Origin of the sequence: Actinosynnema sp. NPDC053489 (assembly GCF_044544865.1) — a bacterium.
In the GTDB taxonomy this organism is placed as follows: Bacteria; Actinomycetota; Actinomycetes; order Mycobacteriales; family Pseudonocardiaceae; genus Actinosynnema.
Genome location: NZ_JBITXT010000003.1, coordinates 174297 through 193864 on the forward strand (window position 1 = coordinate 174297; position 19568 = coordinate 193864).

The 19568-nt window shown below is 73.5% G+C and carries 20 protein-coding genes and 1 pseudogene; 16 read left to right on the plus strand and 5 right to left on the minus strand.

Going from position 1 to position 19568, the window contains the following annotated elements:
* Positions 1–10: 10 nt before the first annotated feature.
* From ACIGNX_RS07470 to ACIGNX_RS07480, 3 genes are read right to left on the minus strand one after another with little or no spacing between them, the layout of a single operon-like run.
* Positions 11–745 (minus strand): maleylpyruvate isomerase family mycothiol-dependent enzyme, encoded by a 735-nt coding sequence (locus ACIGNX_RS07470; protein ID WP_396537360.1) that lies wholly within the window; start codon positions 743–745, stop codon positions 11–13.
* A gap of 10 nt (positions 746–755) precedes the next feature.
* Complete coding sequence (locus ACIGNX_RS07475) at positions 756–1559, minus strand: class I SAM-dependent methyltransferase (protein WP_396537362.1); 804 nt, start codon at positions 1557–1559, stop codon at positions 756–758.
* Positions 1538–2032, minus strand: a complete 495-nt coding sequence (locus ACIGNX_RS07480) for a DUF2505 domain-containing protein (RefSeq protein WP_396537364.1) — start codon at positions 2030–2032, stop codon at positions 1538–1540. Before ACIGNX_RS07480 ends, ACIGNX_RS07475 begins: the two co-directional genes overlap by 22 nt.
* Between ACIGNX_RS07480 and ACIGNX_RS07485 the strand changes: the two genes are divergently transcribed.
* Together ACIGNX_RS07485 and ACIGNX_RS07490 are read left to right on the plus strand one after the other, a co-directional pair.
* Positions 2031–3140 (plus strand): UDP-N-acetylmuramate dehydrogenase, encoded by a 1110-nt coding sequence (locus ACIGNX_RS07485; protein WP_396537366.1) that lies wholly within the window; start codon positions 2031–2033, stop codon positions 3138–3140. The genes ACIGNX_RS07480 and ACIGNX_RS07485 overlap by 2 nt on opposite strands.
* Before the next feature lie 119 nt (positions 3141–3259).
* Positions 3260–4255, plus strand: a complete 996-nt coding sequence (locus tag ACIGNX_RS07490) for a hypothetical protein (RefSeq protein WP_396537368.1) — start codon at positions 3260–3262, stop codon at positions 4253–4255.
* Here ACIGNX_RS07490 and ACIGNX_RS07495 read toward each other — a convergent pair.
* On the minus strand, positions 4209–4940 hold the full coding sequence (locus ACIGNX_RS07495) for an SDR family NAD(P)-dependent oxidoreductase (RefSeq protein WP_396537370.1): 732 nt from the start codon (positions 4938–4940) through the stop codon (positions 4209–4211). The genes ACIGNX_RS07490 and ACIGNX_RS07495 overlap by 47 nt on opposite strands.
* Positions 4941–5041: 101 nt before the next feature.
* Here ACIGNX_RS07495 and ACIGNX_RS07500 point away from each other — a divergent pair, with 101 nt between their 5' ends.
* The 8 genes and pseudogenes from ACIGNX_RS07500 to ACIGNX_RS07535 all read left to right on the plus strand — a co-directional run bounded on the left by ACIGNX_RS07500 (position 5042) and on the right by ACIGNX_RS07535 (position 12966).
* Positions 5042–6187, plus strand: coding sequence for an Ig-like domain-containing protein (locus ACIGNX_RS07500; RefSeq protein WP_396537372.1), 1146 nt, complete (start codon positions 5042–5044; stop codon positions 6185–6187).
* A gap of 146 nt (positions 6188–6333) precedes the next feature.
* The gene (locus ACIGNX_RS07505; protein ID WP_396537374.1) at positions 6334–7131 is read left to right on the plus strand and encodes an alpha/beta fold hydrolase; all 798 of its coding nucleotides are present in this window, start codon (positions 6334–6336) and stop codon (positions 7129–7131) included.
* The gene (gene mshA, locus ACIGNX_RS07510) at positions 7128–8381 is read left to right on the plus strand and encodes a D-inositol-3-phosphate glycosyltransferase (protein WP_396537376.1); all 1254 of its coding nucleotides are present in this window, start codon (positions 7128–7130) and stop codon (positions 8379–8381) included. Before ACIGNX_RS07505 ends, mshA begins: the two co-directional genes overlap by 4 nt.
* Positions 8378–8860: a YbjN domain-containing protein gene (locus ACIGNX_RS07515; protein WP_396537378.1), complete on the plus strand. Its 483-nt coding sequence runs from the start codon at positions 8378–8380 to the stop codon at positions 8858–8860. The genes mshA and ACIGNX_RS07515 overlap by 4 nt, the downstream gene beginning before the upstream one ends.
* A gap of 260 nt (positions 8861–9120) precedes the next feature.
* Positions 9121–9779, plus strand: a pseudogene (locus ACIGNX_RS07520) (DUF4349 domain-containing protein).
* Positions 9780–10195: 416 nt separating this feature from the next.
* The gene (locus ACIGNX_RS07525; protein WP_396537380.1) at positions 10196–11758 is read left to right on the plus strand and encodes a 4-coumarate--CoA ligase family protein; all 1563 of its coding nucleotides are present in this window, start codon (positions 10196–10198) and stop codon (positions 11756–11758) included.
* 124 nt (positions 11759–11882) lie between these two features.
* Positions 11883–12104: a hypothetical protein gene (locus ACIGNX_RS07530; protein ID WP_396537382.1), complete on the plus strand. Its 222-nt coding sequence runs from the start codon at positions 11883–11885 to the stop codon at positions 12102–12104.
* A 115-nt stretch (positions 12105–12219) separates the two neighbouring features.
* Positions 12220–12966 carry a phosphoglyceromutase gene (locus ACIGNX_RS07535; protein ID WP_396537384.1) on the plus strand — a complete coding sequence of 249 codons (747 nt, stop codon included), beginning with the start codon at positions 12220–12222 and terminating at the stop codon, positions 12964–12966.
* Here ACIGNX_RS07535 and ACIGNX_RS07540 read toward each other — a convergent pair.
* On the minus strand, positions 12963–13598 hold the full coding sequence (locus tag ACIGNX_RS07540) for a DNA-binding response regulator (RefSeq protein WP_396537386.1): 636 nt from the start codon (positions 13596–13598) through the stop codon (positions 12963–12965). The genes ACIGNX_RS07535 and ACIGNX_RS07540 overlap by 4 nt on opposite strands.
* Before the next feature lie 67 nt (positions 13599–13665).
* On the opposite strand from ACIGNX_RS07540, the gene ACIGNX_RS07545 reads away from it, so the two are divergent.
* From ACIGNX_RS07545 to ACIGNX_RS07570, 6 genes are all read left to right on the plus strand, one after another.
* Positions 13666–14481 (plus strand): oxidoreductase, encoded by an 816-nt coding sequence (locus ACIGNX_RS07545; RefSeq protein WP_396537388.1) that lies wholly within the window; start codon positions 13666–13668, stop codon positions 14479–14481.
* A 108-nt stretch (positions 14482–14589) separates the two neighbouring features.
* Entirely contained in the window at positions 14590–15789 is a 1200-nt protein-coding gene (locus tag ACIGNX_RS07550) for a sensor histidine kinase (RefSeq protein ID WP_396537390.1), read from the plus strand.
* The gene (locus ACIGNX_RS07555; RefSeq protein WP_396537392.1) at positions 15786–16466 is read left to right on the plus strand and encodes a response regulator; all 681 of its coding nucleotides are present in this window, start codon (positions 15786–15788) and stop codon (positions 16464–16466) included. Before ACIGNX_RS07550 ends, ACIGNX_RS07555 begins: the two co-directional genes overlap by 4 nt.
* Positions 16467–16493: 27 nt before the next feature.
* The gene (locus ACIGNX_RS07560) at positions 16494–17504 is read left to right on the plus strand and encodes a hypothetical protein (RefSeq protein WP_396537394.1); all 1011 of its coding nucleotides are present in this window, start codon (positions 16494–16496) and stop codon (positions 17502–17504) included.
* Positions 17504–18679: a hypothetical protein gene (locus tag ACIGNX_RS07565; protein ID WP_396537396.1), complete on the plus strand. Its 1176-nt coding sequence runs from the start codon at positions 17504–17506 to the stop codon at positions 18677–18679. Before ACIGNX_RS07560 ends, ACIGNX_RS07565 begins: the two co-directional genes overlap by 1 nt.
* Positions 18676–19461, plus strand: a complete 786-nt coding sequence (locus ACIGNX_RS07570) for a sugar phosphate isomerase/epimerase family protein (protein WP_396537398.1) — start codon at positions 18676–18678, stop codon at positions 19459–19461. Before ACIGNX_RS07565 ends, ACIGNX_RS07570 begins: the two co-directional genes overlap by 4 nt.
* Positions 19462–19568: the final 107 nt, after the last annotated feature.

A 19568-nucleotide genomic window follows, 5' to 3' on the forward strand; every position in this document is an offset into this window, starting at 1 on the left:
CGGGAAGTATCTACGGTCGCGGCAGCCCGTCCAGCAGTGACCTGTCACCCGATGTGATGGCACCGGTCGGCCTGCCCCACACCGCCCGGTACAGCGCGTCGGCGGTGCCCGCCACGGTGGCGTCCTCGTCGGTCGCCGAGTCGGTGATCGGCCCGACCACCGGCGGCTCGCCCGGCGTCAGCCGCAGCTCCCAGGCCCGGCCCGCGTCGGCGGCGTGGAACAGCACCCGCCCCGCCCGCTCGACCGGCCTGCGCCGCGTGACGTGCGTCAGCATCCAGGTCAGGTACTCGTCCACGCCGTCGGCCGCGAACCCGGCGTCGAACAGCAGCGACGGCACCTCGGTGCCGTGCCGGGCGTGCTCGGCGTCCAGCCGGTGGACCGCCGTCTCGTGCGCCTGCCGGCGGGACCAGAACCCGAAGGTCCTCGGCCCGACGAACGACCAGGCGGGCGTGTCGGACGTGCCGCCGGCCAGCGTGTCGGCGAGTTCCGCGAGCTTCTCCTGCCCCCAGGCCAGCAGCTCGTCCCAGTCGGCGGGGCGGTCCTCGGGCCGGGGCCGCTCGCCGTCCGCCGGCGTGCGCAGTGCCCGCAGCGCCCAGGAGTGGGTGCGCGCCTGGTGGTCGACGAGGTCCCGGATCGTCCAACCGGGACAGGTGGGCACGGGCGCGTCCGGCCCGACGGCGAGCGCGGCGGCGCGCAGCGCGGCGTACTCGGTCCTCAGGTGCGGCACGAAGTCGAGGTGGTCCACCCGCGACAGCCTAGGGACGGACGACCTCCCAGGGGAGGGTGAGCTCGCCGAGCCGCCACCTCCTGCGGTCGTCCAGCACCGGCCAGCCGCGCCCGGCCAGCAGCCGCACGGACTCCACCCACCGGGCGCGCGGCCCGTAGGGCGCGAACGGCGCGGCCGTCGCCCAGCACGCGTCCAGCTCGGCCAGCAGGGCGTGCACCCGCTCACCGGGCACGTTGTGGTGGATCAGCGCCTTCGGCAGCCGCTCGGCCAGGTCGCCCGGGGTGTCCAGGTCCGCCGGCAGGCAGGACAGCGTGAACGTGCGCGGGCCCTCGGCGGTCAGCGCGACCCAGCAGCAGCGGCGGCCGATCTCGTCGCACGTGCCCTCGACCAGCACGCCGCCGGGCGCGAGCCGGGCGACCATCGTGCCCCACGCCTCGGCCGCCTGCTCCTCGGTGTACTGGCGCAGCACGTTGAACGCCCGCAGCAGCACCGGGCGCGCGCCGGCCAGCTCGAACCCGCCGCGCCGGAAGTCCAGCCGGGGCGGGTCGGCGACCTCCCGGCCCGCGGCGACGCGCTCGGCGTCCAGCTCCAGGCCGAGCACGCGGACGTCCGGGTTGACCGCGCGCAGCCGGGCCGCCAGCTCGACGGTGGTGACGGGGGAGGAGCCGTAGCCGAGGTCCACCACCAGCGGTTCCGGGCCGGACAGCAGGTCGCGGTGGTGGTGCGCGACCCACCGGTCCACCCGGCGCAGGCGGTTCGGGTTGGTGGTGCCCCTCGTGGGCAGGCCGAGCGCGCGCGCCCGGCCCGCGGCTAGGCGCGGCGTGCGAGCCATTCGGCGGTGAACTCGGATTCCTTGTCGAGCAGCAGGGCGACCTGTTCGGCGATCAACGCCTCCAGCTTGCCGCCCATGAGCGGGATGCCGACCTTGACCTGGCCGATGAGGGTGAGTTCGCTCCCACCCGGGGCGTCGGCGAGCGTGATCGTGCCGTCCAGCCGGCCCGGCACGCCGTTCAGCGTCACCTCGACCGTGCCGGTGCGGCCGGCCTCGGTCCAGGACTCGGCGCGGTCGATGACGAGGTCGCCGCCGAGCAGGCCGCGCGCCACCGACGGCAGCCGGTCCGCGGGCACGCCCTGCCTGAGCTGGTAGGACGTGCTCTGGTCGGTGGCGGTGAAGGCGACCAGCTCCGGGTTCGTGCCGCCCAGCTCGGCGAGCCGGTCGCGCAGGTACGTCTCGTCCACCAGCGCTGCGTACACGTCCCGCGCGGGCCAGCGGGACGTGGTTCGGTGCTCGATGCGGCGTGCCATGTCGCGGAGGCTACCGTTCTCGCTCGTGACCACCCCGCCCTCCAGTGCCCGTGTGCCGCTGGCCGAGTGCACCACGCTGCGGCTCGGTGGCCCCGCTACGAGGTTCACGCGCGCCACCACAGCCGCCGAGCTGGTCGACGCCGTGCGCTCGCTCGACGCCGACGGCGAGCCGTTGCTGCTGCTCGGCGGCGGTTCGAACCTGGTCGTGTCGGACGCCGGGTTCCCCGGCACGGTGGTGGCCGTCGGCACGTCCGGCCGCCGGCTCGACCCGTTGGGCGACGGCCTCGTGCAGCTCACCGTGGAGGCGGGCGAGGACTGGGACTCGGTCGTCGCCGAGGCCGTGGCGCAGGGGTTGGGCGGGCTGGAGTGCCTGTCCGGCATCCCGGGCCTGGTCGGCGCGACGCCGGTGCAGAACGTCGGCGCGTACGGCGTCGAGGTCGCGCAGGTGCTGACGTCGGTCGACCTGCTCGACCGGCGCACGGGCCGGGTGCACCAGGTGCCGGCGGACGCGCTGGGCCTGGCCTACCGGACCAGCGTGCTGAAGGGCACCGACCACGCGGTCGTGCTGCGGGCGCGGTTCGCGCTGACCGCGGGCGGCCAGTCCGCGCCCATCCGGTACGCCGAGCTGGCCAGGGTGCTCGGCGTCGCGCCCGGCGACCGGGTGCCGGCCGACGCGGCCCGCAAGGCCGTGCTGGAGCTGCGGCGCGGCAAGGGGATGGTGCTCGACGCGGCCGACCACGACACGTGGAGCGCGGGCTCGTTCTTCACCAACCCGATGCTGGACGACTCGACGCTGGCGGGGGTGCTGATCCGCATCGCGGAGCGGCTGGGACCGCACGTGGAGGTGCCGACGTACCCGGCCGGTCCGGGGTTCTCGAAGCTGTCGGCGGCGTGGCTGATCGAGCGGGCCGGCTTCGGGCGCGGGCACCGCGGGCCCGGCGGGCGGGTGGCGTTGTCGGGCAAGCACACGCTGGCGCTGACCAACCGCGGCGGCGCGTCCACGGAGGACCTGCTGGAGCTGGCGCGCGAGGTGCGCGACGGGGTCCGGGCGGCGTTCGGGGTGGAGCTGCGCCCGGAGCCGGTGCTGGTCGGGTGCGAGCTGGGGTGACCCCCGGCGCGGTGGTCCCGGGGTGGCCGCCGCGTGGTCAAGGCCGAACGGGTGACGCGGTGTGACGAATCCTCACGCGGCGCGTTTCATGGTGGTAGAAGCACCCGTTGGAGGTCGTCATGGCCTGTCCCGACGACGATCGCGCGGCCGTCAGGCCGATCAAGAAGCTGGTTGAGGACGACTTCCTGAGCCGGCCCGGCGTGGTGGGTGTCGACCTCGGCGAGAAGACCGTCGGCGGCCGGGTGACCGGTGAGCTGGCCATCGTCGTGTTCGTCCGCCGCAAGGGCCCGGCCGCCCAGTTCGCCATCCCGCCCGACGTGCTGGGCGTGCCCACCGACGTGGTCGAGGACACGTTCTGGCCGCACCACACCATCGCGTCGCCGGAGGGCGTGAGCGGCGCGGAGCGGCACGAGTCGCTGGCCGGCGGCATCGGGATCGGGCCCTGCCGGGCGATCCGGCTCGTGCCGCCCGACGTCGCCGAAGTGGACGACTACGTCGTGGCCGGGACGCTCGGCGCGCTGGTCACGCCCCGCCGCAGGCACGCGGTGATGGCGCTGACGTCGTTCCACGTGGCCTGCGTGGACGACGCGTGGGCCGTCGGCGACCCGATGGCGCACCCGTCCCGCGTCGACGGCGGCCACCCCGTGCGCGACCGGGTCGGCGCGCTCGCGCGGGCGGCGCTGTCCCGGCAGGTCGACGCGGCCGCGATCGCGCTCACGACACCGCGGACCCGGCCCGAGGTGGTGGGGCTCGGGCCGGTCACGGGGTGGGCACCGGCGCGCGTCGGCGACCGGGTGCGCAAGCGCGGCCGGACGACGGCGGTCACCGAGGGCGTGGTGGCCTCCACCGACGCCGCCATCACGCTCGACTTCGGCGTCGGGCTGGGCGTGCGGACGCTGCACGACCAGATCCGGATCGAGACGCGCGGGTTCGCCGACCACGGCGACTCGGGCGCGGTGCTGCTGGACGACGCGAACCGCGTGGTCGGGCTCTACTGCGGCGGCAGCCCGGACCGGGGGTTCGCCAACCCCATCGGCCCGGTGCTCGACCAGCTCGACGTGGACCTCATCACGTCCGGTGCACCCGCGACGCCGACGCCTGCGCGCGGGGCTTGAGCACGATCTGGTCGAGGTTGACGTGCGGCGGCCTGGTCACCGCGAACGCGATCACGTCCGCCACGTCGTCGGCCGTCAGCGGCGTGACGCCCTGGTAGACGGCCGCGGCGCGGTCGGCGTCGCCCTCGAACCGGTTGACCGAGAAGTCGGTCTCCACCATGCCGGGCAGGACCTCGGTGACCCGGACCGGTTGGCCCAGCAGCTCGCCGCGCAGCGTGCGGTGCAGGGCGGACTGGGCGTGCTTGGCCGAGGTGTAGCCGGAGCCGTTGTCGTAGGCCTCGAAGGCCGCGATCGAGGTGACGGTGACCACGTGCCCGTCACCGGAGGCGATCAGCTTCGGCAGCAGGCCCTTGGTGACGCGCAACGTGCCCAGCACGTTCGTCTCCCACATCCAGCGCCAGTGCTCCTCGTCCGCCTCGGCCACCGTGGCCAGGCCGCGCGCGCCGCCGGCGTTGTTGACCAGCACGTTCGCGGCCGGCACGGCGTCCAGGAAGGACCGGACCGAGTCGGCGGAGGTGACGTCCAGGGCAACGGCGTCGCCCCCGATCTCATCCGCGATAACCTGGAGGCGGTCGACCCGCCTGGCTCCGAGCACGACGTGGAAGCCCTCGGTGGCGAGCCTGCGGGCGGTGGCTTCGCCGATGCCGGCGCTGGCCCCGGTCACGACTGCGATAGGACGGTTCACACCGCGATCCTAGGTGTGGGACACGGCTGTGATACGGATCACTCGCACCAGGGGTCGGGTGGGACGTCCTTCGATCGGGAGGTCGTAACGTGCGTCGAAACGTGCACAGAACAGTGGCGGCACTGCTGCTGGGCGTGGCCCTCGTGGCCGGTTGCTCGGCGAAGGTGGAGCAGGGCTCGGCGAAGCCGGTCGGCGGCGACACACCGCCCGTGGCCAAGTTCACCACCACGCCGGCCGACGGCGCGACCGACGCCCCGGTCAACGCGCCGGTCCAGGTCGCCGTCGCCGAAGGCGCCATCGACCAGGTCGCGGTGACCAACCCCGAGGGCAAGGCCGTCGCCGGCAAGCTCGCCGACGACAAGAAGACGTGGACCAGCACCGAGCCGCTCGGCTACGGCAAGGCGTACGCGTACGCGGGCCGGGCGACCGGCACCGACGGTCGGCCGGTCGAGCTGAAGGGCGGCTTCACCACGGTCAACCCGGCGTCGCAGGTGCGCGCCACGCTGTTCCCCGGCGACAACCAGACCGTGGGCGTGGCCGTGCCGATCAAGGTCGAGTTCGAGGTCGACGTCGCCGACCGGGCGAGCGTGCAGAAGGCGCTGACCGTCACCAACTCCGCCGGCGTGCAGGGCACCTGGGCGTGGCTGAACGCCCGCGAGGTCCACTACCGGCCGGAGGGGTACTGGCCCGCGAACACGCAGATCCACGTCGAGGCGAAGCTGTACGGGGTGCCCTACGGCGGCGGCGCGTACGGGCGCGCGGACGTGACCAGCGACTTCACCATCGGCCGCAACCAGGTCGTGAAGATCGACACGCCGTCGCACCAGCTGGTCGTGCAGCGCGACGGGCAGACCGTGGCGACCTACCCGGCGTCGTTCGGCCGGGACGACGACCCGGAGCTGACCACGCCGAACGGCACGTTCGTCGTCATGCAGAAGGACCCGCAGTTCAGCTTCGACAACCCGCGGTACGGGTACACCAACGTGCTCAAGAAGTGGGCCGTGCGGTTCTCCAACCACGGCGAGTTCATCCACGAGAACAACGACAACGCCGGGAACATCGGGAAGGTCAACTCCTCGCACGGGTGCGCGAACCTGCTGGAGGCCGACGCGAAGGCGTACTACGACAGCGCGCTGGTGGGCGACCCGGTGGAGGTGACCGGGTCGATCACGACGTTGCCGCCGCAGTACGACTGGTACGACTGGCAGATCCCGTGGGCGCAGTGGCAGACGATGTCGGCGGTGTGACGGGTTCCCCGGCGGCTCGGCGGTCGGCCTCGCGCGGCGGTCGCGGGTCTGACGTGGGCGGTTCCGGGTACCGGCCCGGGTGTGGTCGAGGGCGCAAAATCACTTGCCGGGGAAGGCGCGGGATGAGCTGGGCGTTGTCCTAGGTCGTGCAGAACACTCTCCTCGACGCCGCGGGTGTCCGGTTGTCGGTTCGCGAGTCGGGGCCCGTCGACGCTCCGGCGGTCGTGCTGGTGCACGGGTGGGCGCAGTCCGGGGAGGTCTGGCCCGTCGTGCCGTCCCTGCGGTGGTGCGCGGTGGACCTGCGCGGTCACGGGTCGTCCGAGGTGGTCGAGGACGGGTATCGGGACTCGGCGTGCTGGGCCGCCGACCTGAAGGCGGTGCTCGATCACGTCGGACGGCCCGCCGTCGTGGTGGGGTGGTCCTACGGCGGGTTGGTGATCGCCGACTACCTGCGCTTCCACGGGACGGCTTCGATCAGCGGCCTGGTGTTCGTCGGCGCCATCACGGAGGTCGGGCGGGACCGGGCCGGCGGGGCCACCGGGGCGGTGATGCGGGCGGCGTTGCCGGGTGCGTTGTCGGACGACCCGGAGGTGGCCGTGCCGGCGCTGGCCCGGTTCTGCCGCGACCAGGCACCCGGGTTGCCCGGCGAGGTGGTGCAGCGGTTGTTGGGCACGGCGCTGCGGGTGCCCCCGCGGGTCCGCCGGGAGATGTTCCGGCGTGACGTGGGCAGCGCCGCCGTGCTGAAGGCGGTCGACAAGCCGACACTGGTGGTGCACGGGACTGCCGACTCGGTGGTCGACCCGGCCGCCGGGGAGTACGCGGCGGCCCTGATCCCCGGAGCCGACTTGCGCCCCTACGACGGAATCGGGCACGCGCCGTTCCTGGAAGCGCCCGAGCGCTTCGCCGCCGACCTCGGCCGGTTCGCCGCGGAGGTCTCCCGGTGAAGCGGGTCGCGGTGCTGTCCGTGCACACCTCGCCGCTGGAGCAGCCCGGCACGGGCGACGCGGGCGGCATGAACGTCTACATCGAGCAGACCGCCAGGCGCATGGCGCGGCGGGGCATCGCGGTGGAGATCTTCACCAGGGCGACGTCCTCGGAGCTGCCGCCGGTCGCGGAGCTGGTGCCCGGCGTGACGGTGCGGCACGTGGTGGCGGGCCCGTTCGAGGGGCTCGGCAAGGAGGAACTGCCCGGTCAGCTGTGCGCGTTCACGGCGGGCGTGCTGCGGGCCGAGGCGCGGCACGAGCCCGGCTACTACGACGTCGTGCACTCGCACTACTGGCTGTCCGGGCAGGTCGGGTGGCTGGCGCGGGAGCGGTGGGCGGTGCCGCTGGTGCACACGGCGCACACGTTGGCCAAGGTGAAGAACCTGGCCCTGGCCGCGGACGACACGCCGGAGCCGCGGATGCGGGTGATCGGTGAGGAGCAGGTCGTCGCCGAGGCGGACCGGCTGGTCGCCAACACCGACGTCGAGGCGTCCGAGCTGGTCGAGCTGTACCGGGCGGACCCGGCGAAGGTGATGGTCGTGCCGCCGGGGGTCGACCTGGAGCGGTTCACGCCGGGCGACCGCGACGGCGCGCGGGCGGCGCTGGGGTTGCGGCCCGACTCGGTGGTGCTGGCGTTCGTCGGGCGCATCCAGCCGTTGAAGGCCCCCGACGTGCTGGTGCGGGCGGCGGCGGAGATGGTGGCGCGCGATCCGGGGCTGCGGTCGCGGCTGGTCGTGCTCGTGGTGGGCGGGCCGTCGGGGTCGGGGATGAAGACGCCCGAGGAGCTGGTGCGGCTGGCGGCCGAGCTGCGCGTGTCCGACGTGGTCCGGTTCCTGCCGCCGCAGGGCGGCGAGGCGTTGGCGCGGGTCTACCGGGCGGCCGACCTGGTGGCCGTGCCCAGCCACAACGAGTCGTTCGGGCTGGTGGCGCTGGAGGCGCAGGCGTGCGGCACGCCGGTGGTCGCGGCGGCGGTCGGCGGTCTGCCGGTGGCGGTGCGCGACGGCGTGTCCGGCGCGCTGGTGGACGGGCACGACCCCGGCGAGTGGGCGCGGGTGCTGTCGTCCATCGCGCTGCGCCCCGCGTGCCGGGAGGAGCTGGCCGCCAACGCCGTCGGGCACGCCCGCCGGTTCTCCTGGGACCGGACGACTGATTCACTGCTCGCCGGGTACGCCGAGGCGCGTGACGTGTTCCGCGAGGAGGTCTTCGCTTGAGCCTGGACGACGTGATCCGGTCCACCCTGGACGACCGCGAGCTGCGCTACGAGAACAAGGAGCCCGGCCGGTTCTTCGTGACCCTGCCCGGCACGAAGAAGCTCCAGACGAACTGCTGGCTGGTCGTCGGCAGGCACGCCTTGGTGGTGGAGGCGTTCGTGTGCCGCAGGCCGGACGAGGCGCACGAGGACGTCTACCGGTTCCTGTTGCGGCGCAACGCGAAGCTGTACGGCGTGCACTACACGATCGACACGACCGGTGACATCTACCTGGTCGGCCGGATCGCGCCGCACGCCGTGACGCCCGACGAGCTGGACCGGGTGCTCGGGCAGGTGGTGGAGGCCGCGGACGGCGACTTCAACACGCTGCTGGAGATCGGGTTCGCGGGCGCGATCCAGCGGGAGTGGGACTGGCGGGTCTCGCGCGGGGAGTCGCTGGCCAACCTCCAGGCGTTCCGGCACCTGGTGTCCGAATCGTGATCACGCCCGGGCAACGCGGCCGAGCGCGTGGCCCGTCCCACCCCTGACCGGGGACCAGGGAGGGTCGCGTGGGCAGACGGGTGGGGTTGGTGGTCGCCGCGTTCGCGGTGGTGGCGTTGGCGGGCTGCGGGTCGGGGACGTCCGGGTCGTCGGCCGGGGAGCCGGCCGCCGCGCCGGCGCGGGACGAGGCGCAGGTCGCGCGGCCCGAGTCGGGCGAGGCGCGGCAGGAGGGCGTGGTGGCGGCGCAGGACCGGCAGCTCGTGCGCACGGCGACGGTCGAGCTGCGGGCGGCGGACCCCTTCGCCGCGTTGACGCGGGTCGAGGACTTGGCCATCGCGCAGGGCGGGTACCCGGCGCAGGAGAGGTCGCAGCCCGACCGGGCCTCGGTGACCCTGAGGTGCCCGGTGACCGGCTCGACCAGGTGCTGGGGTCCGTGACCGGGCTCGACGGGGTCGAGGTGACCCGCCGCGAGCTGCAGACCGAGGACGTGACGGAGCAGGTCGTCGACGTCGAGGCGCGGCTGTCGAACCAGCGGGCCAGCGTGGAGCGGGTGCGCGGCCTGCTGGAGCGCGCCACGACCACGGCGGAGATCACCGGCATCGAGGCCGAGCTGACCGGGCGGCAGTCCGAGCTGGAGTCGTTGCAGCGCCGGCACGAGGCGCTGAAGGGGCAGGTCGCGATGTCGACGTTGAGCGTCGTCATCTCGACGGCCGGCCCACCGGTGGTGGCGGAGGACGACGGCTTCCTCGACGCCTTCGCCGGTGGCTGGAGGGCGCTGGTGAACGCGTTCGGCGTGGTGCTGGTGGTGCTCGGCGGCGTGCTGCCGTTCGCGGTGGTGCTGGGGCTCCCGGCGGTCGGCTGCCTCTGGTGGCGGCGGCGTCGGAGGACCGCCCCGGTGGCGTCCTCGTCCACGCCGTAAGCCCCGTTCGGGCACAGTTTCCTGACGAGAACTCTACTCAGAGCAACACGGCCCGGGAGCGCGGGGCGGCTTGGGAGAGAGGGGGAGTCGCGAGTTCAAGCCGCCCCGCGTCGGTTCCCCGCGGCAAGGGGATCCGGGCGGGGGAGCCCGGGTTTCCCAGCGGGTCGCGGTTCGACGGGGGGATTGCGAACCGCGGTGCGCCCGTGCGGGTCGAGCGGAGTGCGTGGGGGCCGACCCGCGAGGCCCTGCCAACTTGGCAGATGGCCGGTGATCCCCACAAGGGCCGACACTAGTCCATTCGGGTGTTATCGACCGGGTGGTGTAACGGAGCGGTCACCGGGCGGTTGCCTTGACCGGGGGTGTGGCTTGACTCACGATGGCGTGATCCCGGCCCCCTGGATGAATGAGGCAGCCGCATGGTCTTCCGCAGTCCGTTCCCCGATGTCGCGGTCCCGGACGTCACGCTGCACGAGTTGCTGCTCGCCGACCTCGGTGAGCGGGCCGACCGGGTGGCCCTGGTCGACGGCTCCTCGGGCGCGTCGCTGACGTACCGCCAACTGGCCGGGGCGGTCGACCGCCTGGCCGCCGCGCTGGCCGCCAGGGGGATCGGCAAGGGCGACGTCGTCGGCATCCTCAGCCCGAACACGCCGTACTACGCGGTCGTGTTCCACGGGGTCCTGCGCGCGGGGGCGACCGCGACCACCATCAACGCCCTCTACACCGCCGACGAGGTGGCCCACCAGTTGGCCGACGCGGGCGCGAAGATGCTGTTCACGGTGTCCGCGCTGCTGCCGAACGCCGCACCGGGCGCGGAGAGGGCCGGCGTCACCGACGTGGTCGTGCTCGACCGGGCCGAGGGCTACCCCGACCTGTCGTCGCTGCTGGCGAACTCCGAGCCGGTGCCCGAGGTGTCGATCGACCCGGCCGAGGACGTCGCCGTGCTGCCGTACTCGTCGGGGACGACGGGGCGGGCCAAGGGCGTGATGCTGACGCACCGCAACCTGGTGGCGAACATCGTCCAGTGCGGACCCCTGCTGAAGATCGGCGACCGCACGAAGATCCTCGCCGTGCTGCCGTTCTTCCACATCTACGGCATGCAGGTGCTGATGAACAACGGCCTGCACGTCGGCGCGACCGTCGTGACGCTGCCGAAGTTCGACCTGCCCGAGTTCCTGCGGGTGATCCAGGACCACCGCACCGACCGCGTCTACATCGCGCCGCCGGTCGCCGTGGCGCTGGCCAAGCACCCGCTGGTCGACCAGTACGACCTGTCCGGCATCGACACGATCTTCTCCGGCGCCGCGCCGCTGGACGTCGACCTCGCCGCGGCCGTCGCCAAGCGCCTGGGTTGCCGCGTCTCGCAGGGCTACGGGATGACCGAGATGAGCCCGGTCAGCCACGCCATCCCGGACGGCCGCGACGACATCTCCGTGGGCACGGTGGGCGTCATCGCGCCGAACATGGAGTGCCGCTTCGTCGACCCGGCCACCGGCGAGGACGTGGGCGTGGGCGAGCGCGGCGAGCTGTGGTGCCGCGGCCCGAACGTCATGAAGGGCTACCTGAACAACCCCGAGGCCACCGCCGCCACCCTCGACGGCGAGGGCTGGCTGCACACCGGCGACGTCGCCGTGATCGACGAGGACGGCCTGGTCAGCATCGTGGACCGGGTCAAGGAGCTGATCAAGTACAAGGGCTACCAGGTGCCGCCCGCCGAGCTGGAGGCCCTGCTGCTGACCCACCCGGCGATCGCGGACGCGGCCGTGGTGGGGGTGCGCGACGCGGAGGGCGAGGAGGTGCCGAAGGCGTTCGTCGTCCGGCAGCCGGGCGCGGAGCTGGACGAGCCGGGCGTGATGGAGTTCGTGGCGTCCCAGGTCGCCCCGCACAAGAAGGTGAGGGTCGTGGAGTTCATCGAGGCGATCCCCAAGTCGGCGTCGGGCAAGATCCTGCGCAAGGACCTGCGGGCGCGGGAGGTCGGCTGATCGCGTCCTCCGCGGACCGAGTACCACTCGATGGTGTTGATCCCGGCTGCTCGGCGGGCCGGGGTGGTCACGCTCCACAACCATGTCGGGTGCGAATCGGAACCACACATCGGAGAACACGCGCATGCGCATCCTCGGAAGGCTGGCCGCCGCGGCCGGCGTCACGGCCGTCATCCTGCTCGCCTCGCCCGTCGCCAACGCGTCGGCGATGGACAGCGTTCCCCGCACCAGCCCGCTGGCGGCCGTGCAGTACGCGCTGAGCGCGGTGCTGGGCCAGGCCACGAGCGGCCTCGGCGGCGGTCTGGGCGGTGGCCTCGGCGGCGGGCTCCCCGGCCTCGGCGGCTGATCCGGCCCCGGGTCGGGCCCCGCGCGAGGCCCGACCCGGCCCGGTCGCTGCACCGATCAAGATCACACCCTCCGCCGGCGTGAGCCGGACCGTCCCATCTGGCAGGCTGACGCCCATGGCTGTCGGAACGCTGGTGCTGCTCCGCCACGGCGAGAGCGTCTGGAACGCGGAGAACCTGTTCACCGGTTGGGTGGACGTCCCCCTCTCGGAGAAGGGGGTGAACGAGGCGAAGCGCGGCGGCGTGCTGCTGCGCGAAGCCGGCGTGCTGCCCGAGGTGGTGCACACGTCGTTGCTGCGGCGGGCCATCGGCACTGCCAACCTCGCGCTCGACGCGGCCGACCGGCACTGGATCCCGGTCCGCCGGGACTGGCGGCTCAACGAGCGCCACTACGGCGCGTTGCAGGGCAAGAACAAGAAGCAGACCCTGGAGCAGTTCGGCGAGGAGCAGTTCATGCTCTGGCGCCGCTCCTACGACACCCCGCCGCCGCCGATCGAGCCCGGCACCGAGTTCAGCCAGGACAGCGACCCGCGCTACGCCGACCTCGGCGCGGACCTGCCGCTGACCGAGTGCCTGCTGGACGTGGTCAAGCGGATGATCCCCTACTGGGAGTCCTCGATCGTGCCGGACCTGCGCGCCGGCCGCACGGTCCTCGTCGCCGCGCACGGCAACTCGCTGCGCGCCCTGGTCAAGCACCTCGACGGCATCTCCGACGAGGACATCGCGGGCCTGAACATCCCCACCGGCATCCCGCTGCGCTACGACCTCGACGACGAGCTGAAGCCGCTCAAGCGCGGCGGCGAGTACCTCGACCCGGACGCGGCGGCCGACGCGATCAAGGCCGTGGCCAACCAGGGCCGCTAGACCAGGCCCAGCTCACGGGCCCGCGCCCCGGCCTGGAACCGGGACGACGCCCCGAGCGCGGCCATCAGCTCCGCCACGCGACGGCGGTACGTGCGCAGGGACACGCCCAGCGCGCGTGCCGCCGCCTCGTCCGTCCACCCCCGGTTCAACGAGTCCAGCACGCCGGGCGCGAACGCCCGCAGCTCCGCCATCCGCGCCTCGTGCACGGCCAGCTCGGTGCCCGCCCGCCACGCGGCCTCGAACAGCGACGCGATGCCGTGCACCACCTCGGGCTGCGTGATCACGCTGTAGCTGCGCGCGCCGCGCGACTCGTCGCCCGCCAGGATCGCCACCCGGCCGTCCAGCAGGATCGTCTCGTTCACGTCGTGCGCGCTGATCCGCACGTCGGCACCGCGGTCGGCCATGGTCCGCGCGTGGTGCCCCCACCGCTGGTCGAGCAGGGTGCTCAGGCGGAACAGCTTGCGCACGCGCAGCCCCGGCGGCTGCGGCGCGACCTCGGCGTGCGGGTGGGCGCTCATCCACGTGCGCAGCGCGTTGGCCGCGCACGCCACCTCCGTCGTGGTCCCCGAGAACAGGTGCGCCGTCCGCTCGAACAGCTCCGCCTCGCCGTGCACCACGGTCACCGTCGCCATGCCCACGAGCATGGCAGCTAGCTGCCAAACCCGGCGCGCGTGATCGCGCAGGGCGATCGTGGACACCATGCTGAACCTCAACCGCGTCGGTTACGGCGCCATGCAGCTCGCCGGCCCGAACGCCTTCGGCCCGCCCGCCGACCCGGAGAACGCCAAGGCCGTGCTGCGCCGCGCCGTCGAGCTGGGCGTCGACCACCTCGACACCAGCGACTACTACGGCCCGCACGTGGTCAACGAGCTGATCAGGGCCGCGCTGCACCCGTACCCGGAGGGCCTCACGATCGTCACGAAGGTCGGTTACGAGCGCACCCCCGACGGCGACTGGGTCCCCGCCCGCGAGCCGCGGCAGTTGCGCGACGCCGTGCACGACAACCTGCGCCGGCTGGGCCTGGAGCGGCTGGACGTGGTCAACTTCCGCGTCACCGGACCCGACGACCCCGAGTCGGTCGAGGAGCCGTTCACGGCGCTGGCCGAGCTGCGCGAGCAGGGCCTGATCCGCGACCTCGGCCTGAGCAACGCAGGCGTGGGGCAGCTCGACCAGGCGCGGTCGATCGCGCCGGTGGTCTGCGTCCAGAACCTCTACAACGTCGCCGACCGCCGGGACGACGAGCTGCTCGACCGCACCACCGCCGAGGGCATCGCCTACGTGCCGTTCTTCCCGCTCGGCGGGTTCACGCCCGTGCAGCACGACGCCCTGGAGGAGGTCGCCGGCCGGCACGGCGCCACCGGCCGCCAGGTGGCCCTGGCGTGGCTGCTGCACCGCGCGCCGAACGTGCTCCTGATCCCCGGCACGTCCTCCGCTCGTCACCTGGAGGAGAACCTGGCGTCCGCCGATCTGCACCTGTCCGAACACGACCTGGCTCAATTGGACACGATTGGGTGAACGGAGGTCGTCTCAGGGGAAAACATCCCGCCCGGTCGGTGTCGTAGGAGTCACGAAGCACGCCTGAGCTCTAGGCCGCGCCCCGCCTGACCTGCTTACGATGCCTCTGTGACCGCAACGGGTTACCTCGTCCTGTCGATCGGCGCTCTGCTGATCGGCGGCGCGGCGTTCCTCGCCGGACGGGCCACCGGCCGGGCGCACGACGCCCGCCCGAAGGGGCTCACCGTCGCCGACCTGATGGCACGAGTCGTCCACTCCTCACCCGATGGCATCGCCGTGCTCAACGGCTTCGGCGACGTCGTGCTGCACAACGCCCGGGCCGAGGAGCTCGGCGTGGTGCGCAACAACCGGGTGGACGACCGGGCCAGGCGGGCCGCCGAGATGGCCCGCCGCAACGGCGGGGTGGTCGCGGTCGACCTGTCGTCGCTGGAGGTCATCAAGGGCCGCCAGCCGCAGGCCGTGCACGCCACCGTGAAGGTGCTCACCGAGGGGTTCGTCGTGGTCGACGCCTCCGACGAGTCCGAGTCGGTGCGGCTGGAGGCGACCAGGCGCGACTTCGTCGCCAACGTCAGCCACGAGCTGAAGACCCCGGTCGGCGCGCTCGCGCTGCTGGCCGAGGCGGTGCTGGACGCGGCGGACGACCAGGAGGAGGTCCGCCGGTTCAGCGCCAAGATCATGCAGGAGGCCACCCGGCTGGGCACGCTGGTCACCGAGCTGATCGCGCTGTCGCGGTTGCAGGGCGCGGAGAAGCTGCCGGAGCTCAGCCGGGTCGAGGTCGACGTGGTCATCGACGAGGCGATGAGCCGGTCCCGGCTGGCCGCCGAGGCCGCGGGCATCGAGATCGCCACCGACGAGCCGAGCGGCCTCGACGTCGAGGGCGACCGGACGTTGCTGGTCACGGCGCTGAGCAACCTGCTGGACAACGCGGTCGCGTACTCGCCGCCCGGCAGCCCCGTGTCGGTCAGCCGCAGGCTCGTGGACGGGTTCGTGGAGATCGCCGTCACCGACCGCGGCATCGGCATCGCCGAGGACCAGCAGATCCGCGTGTTCGAGCGCTTCTACCGGGTCGACAAGGCCCGCTCCCGCGCCACCGGCGGCACGGGCCTCGGCCTCGCCATCGTCAAGCACGTCGCCAACAACCACGGCGGCGAGGTGAAGCTGTGGAGCCTGCCCGGCACCGGCTCCACGTTCACCCTGCGCATCCCGGCTCATCCCGACCAGGAGGAGCCCACCCGGGACCTGCCGGCGCCCCAGCCGGCGAGCCCCGTGCCGAGCGGCGCGGGCGGCAACAACGGAGGAGAGCTGTGACCAGGGTGCTCATCGTGGAGGACGAGGAGTCCTTCGCCGATCCGCTCGCCTTCCTGCTGCGCAAGGAGGGCTTCACCGCGGCGCTCGCGGCCACCGGCCAGGAGGCGTTGGAGGAGTTCGACCGCAACGGCGCCGACATCGTCCTGCTCGACCTCATGCTGCCCGGGATGAGCGGCACGGACGTGTGCAAGCAGCTGCGCGCCCGCTCGGCCGTGCCGGTGATCATGGTCACGGCCCGGGACAGCGAGATCGACAAGGTCGTCGGCCTGGAGCTGGGCGCGGACGACTACGTCACCAAGCCCTACTCGGCCCGCGAGCTGATCGCCCGCATCCGCGCCGTGCTGCGCCGCGGCGGCGAGTCCGAGGAGCTGCTGCCGCAGGTCCTGGAGGCGGGGCCGGTGCGGATGGACGTCGAGCGGCACGTGGTCACCGTCGACGGCGCGGAGGTGAGCCTGCCGCTGAAGGAGTTCGACCTCCTCGAGTACCTGCTGCGCAACGTCGGTCGGGTGCTGACCCGCGGCCAGCTCATCGACCGGGTGTGGGGCGCGGACTACGTCGGCGACACCAAAACCCTGGACGTGCACGTCAAGCGCCTGCGGTCCAAGATCGAACCCGACCCGGCGGCACCCCGGCACCTGGTCACGGTGCGGGGACTGGGATACAAGTTCGAATCCTGACCACCCCGACCGGGTACGGTGCACCGCGTGCGCCTCGGGGTGCTTGATGTCGGGTCCAACACCGTCCACCTCTTGGTGGTGGACGCTCATCGGGGTGCCCACCCGACGCCGATGAGCTCGGAGAAGTCCGTGCTGCGCCTCGCGGAGCAGCTGGACGGCTCCGGGCTGCTCGGCCGCGGGGGCGCCGACCGGCTGGTGCGCGCGGTCGCCGCGGCCAAGGCGGCGGCGGAGCGGCTGGGCTGCGAGGACCTGATGGCGTTCGCCACGTCGGCGGTGCGCGAGGCGGGCAACTCGGCCGAGGTGCTCGACCGGGTGCGCGCCGAGACCGGCGTCGACCTGCGGGTGCTGACCGGCGAGGACGAGGCGCGGTTGACGTTCCTCGCGGTGCGCCGCTGGTACGGGTGGTCGGCGGGCAGGTTGCTCAGCCTGGACATCGGCGGCGGGTCGCTGGAGCTGGCGGTCGGCGTGGACGAGGAGCCCGAGGCGGCGTTCTCCGTGCCGCTGGGCGCGGGCCGGCTGACCCGGACCCGGTTCCGCCACGACCCGCCGACGCGGTCCGAGGTGCGCGAGACCACCGAGTGGCTGGCCGACCAGCTGGCGCCGGTGGCGAAGAAGATCCGCCGAGTGGGTACGCCCGATCGAGTGGTCGCGACGTCGAAGACGTTCCGCACGCTGGCCCGGCTGACCGGCGCCGCGCCGTCCGCGGCCGGTCCGCGGGCCCGGCGCGTGCTCACCGACTCGGGCCTGCGGCAGCTCATCGCGTTCATCTCCCGGATGTCCGCGGCCGACCTGGCCGAGCTCGAAGGGGTGAGCGCCGGCCGCGCCCACCAGCTGGTGGCGGGCGCGCTGGTGGCCGAGGCCACCATGCGAGCCCTGTCACTGGACGAGCTGGAGATTTGCCCGTGGGCCCTGCGGGAAGGTGTCATCCTGCGTCGCCTGGACCACACTGGTGGTTCGGAACCGGACACCCCGCCGGACCGCACCCGCCGGACGGGTGACACTGGACGGACTGGCCGCCACGGGGCACGGTGGAGTTGATGAGTCGAGAGAGCGAGTCGGAGCAGACCCAGCGCACCGTCGCGGAGTTGCTCGCCCAGTACGGCGCGGGCTCCGGCGAGGTGACGCCGCGTCGGCGACGGCGCCGGGCCGAGGAGACCACGGACACCGCTCCGCAGGCCATCATCGACCGGGTCAACTCCGACAGCGGCCGGTTGCGGGCCGTGCGGGACGAGCCGGAGCCGCCCGTCGCGCCGGCGTTGCCGCAGCGGTCGAGGTCGGTCGAGGCCGAGCGCACGGCCTACCAGCCGCCTCCCCCGCCGCCGCCCGCGCGGCCGGAGCCGCCGGTCGCCCGGGTCGAGCCGCCCGCGTCCCGACTGGACCCGCCGGCCCCGCGGCTCGAACCGCCCAAGAAGGCCGAGCCGGGCCGCAGGCGCGCGCCCGAGGTCGACCCGGCCGAGCAGACCAGGGTCGTGCCGCCGATCGTGCCGGACTACCAGGGCGAACCGTCCCGGTCCGCGCCGCCGAAGCCGCCGCCCCCGCCCGAGCCGCCGCGCGCCGCCCCGGTGCGCCCCGCGCCGCCCGTGGTGAAGCCGCCGGTCCGCGAGCCGGCGACCGAGGTGATGCCGCGCATCACTGACAAGCTGACGCCGAACGTGCCGCTGGAGTCGCTGCCGACCGAGTCGGTGCTGATCGTGCCCCCCGCGCCGCCCCGGCTGCCCGAACCGCTGCCCGACCAGACCGCCGAGGACTGGTTCGGCGACGACGAGCCCGAGGAGGTCGTCGAGCAGGAGAGCACCGCGTTCCACCCGTACGTCGACCTGGACGAGGACGACGAGGACGACTACCCGCGCCGCGAGTTCCAGCGCCGCGACCCGGACGACGACGAGCCGGCCGGGTTGACCGACCTGGACGACCTGGACGAGGCCGACGACGAGCCGCCCGCCGACCGCTCGGCCGGCAAGGAGTGGCTGCTCATGATCGGCCAGCTCGCGGCCGGCGTGGTCGGTGGCGCGGCGCTGTGGCTCGGCTTCAACTTCCTGTGGCGCACGGCCGCACCCGCGGCGCTGGTCGTGGCCCTGGCGGTGACCGTCGGCCTGGTCATGATGGTCCGCAAGATCCGCCGTGCGGACGACCTCCAGACGACCGTCCTGGCCGTGCTGGTCGGGCTGATCGTGACGGTGTCGCCGGCGGCGATGCTGCTGGTGAACAATTGATCCCGGTCGGCCTGTCCACCGCGGCCGTGTGGCCGCAGCCGGCGGGCGCGGCGTTCGAGGCCGCGGCCGAGCTGGGGTACGACGGCGTCGAGCTGATGGTGTGGGCCGACCCGGTGAGCCAGGACGTGGCCGCGGTCCAACGGCTGTCGAAGCGGTACGGGGTGCCGGTGCTGGCCGTGCACGCGCCGTGCCTGCTCATCAGCCAGCGGGTGTGGTCGCCGGACCCGGTCGAGCGGCTGCGGCGCAGCGTGCGCGCGGCGGGCGACCTGGGCGCGCGCACCGTCGTGCTGCACCCGCCGTTCGTGTGGCAGCGCCGGTACGCGGAGGGGTTCGCCGACCTCGTGGCGTCGCTGGAGGAGTCGAGCGGCGTGGCCATCGCGGTGGAGAACATGTTCCCGGTGCGGCGCGCGCTCGGGCGGTCGCGAACGGTGCAGGTCACGGCGTTCCGGCCGTCGATCGACCCGACGGACGTGGGCCACCGCAACTACACGCTGGACCTGTCGCACGCGTCGGCCGCGCACGTGGACGCGATGGAGCTGGCCAAGCGCATGGGCGAGGGGCTGACCCACGTGCACCTGGCCGACGGCTCGGGCCTGCCCAAGGACGAGCACCTCGTGCCCGGCCGGGGCACGCAGCCGTGCGGCGAGCTGCTGGCCCACCTGACCGGCACGGGCTTCACCGGCCAGGTCGTGCTGGAGGTCAACACCCGCCGCGCCCGCACCGCCGCCGAGCGCGCCGACCTGCTGACCGAGTCCCTCCTCTTCGCCCGCCTGCACCTCTGACCCCCGCGTGAGTCGTACGCTCAAGTCCCGTGAGTCGTACGCCCAGGACCCGAGAGTCCTACGTCCAGGTCCCGAGAGTCCTACGCCCAGGACCCGTGAATTCAACG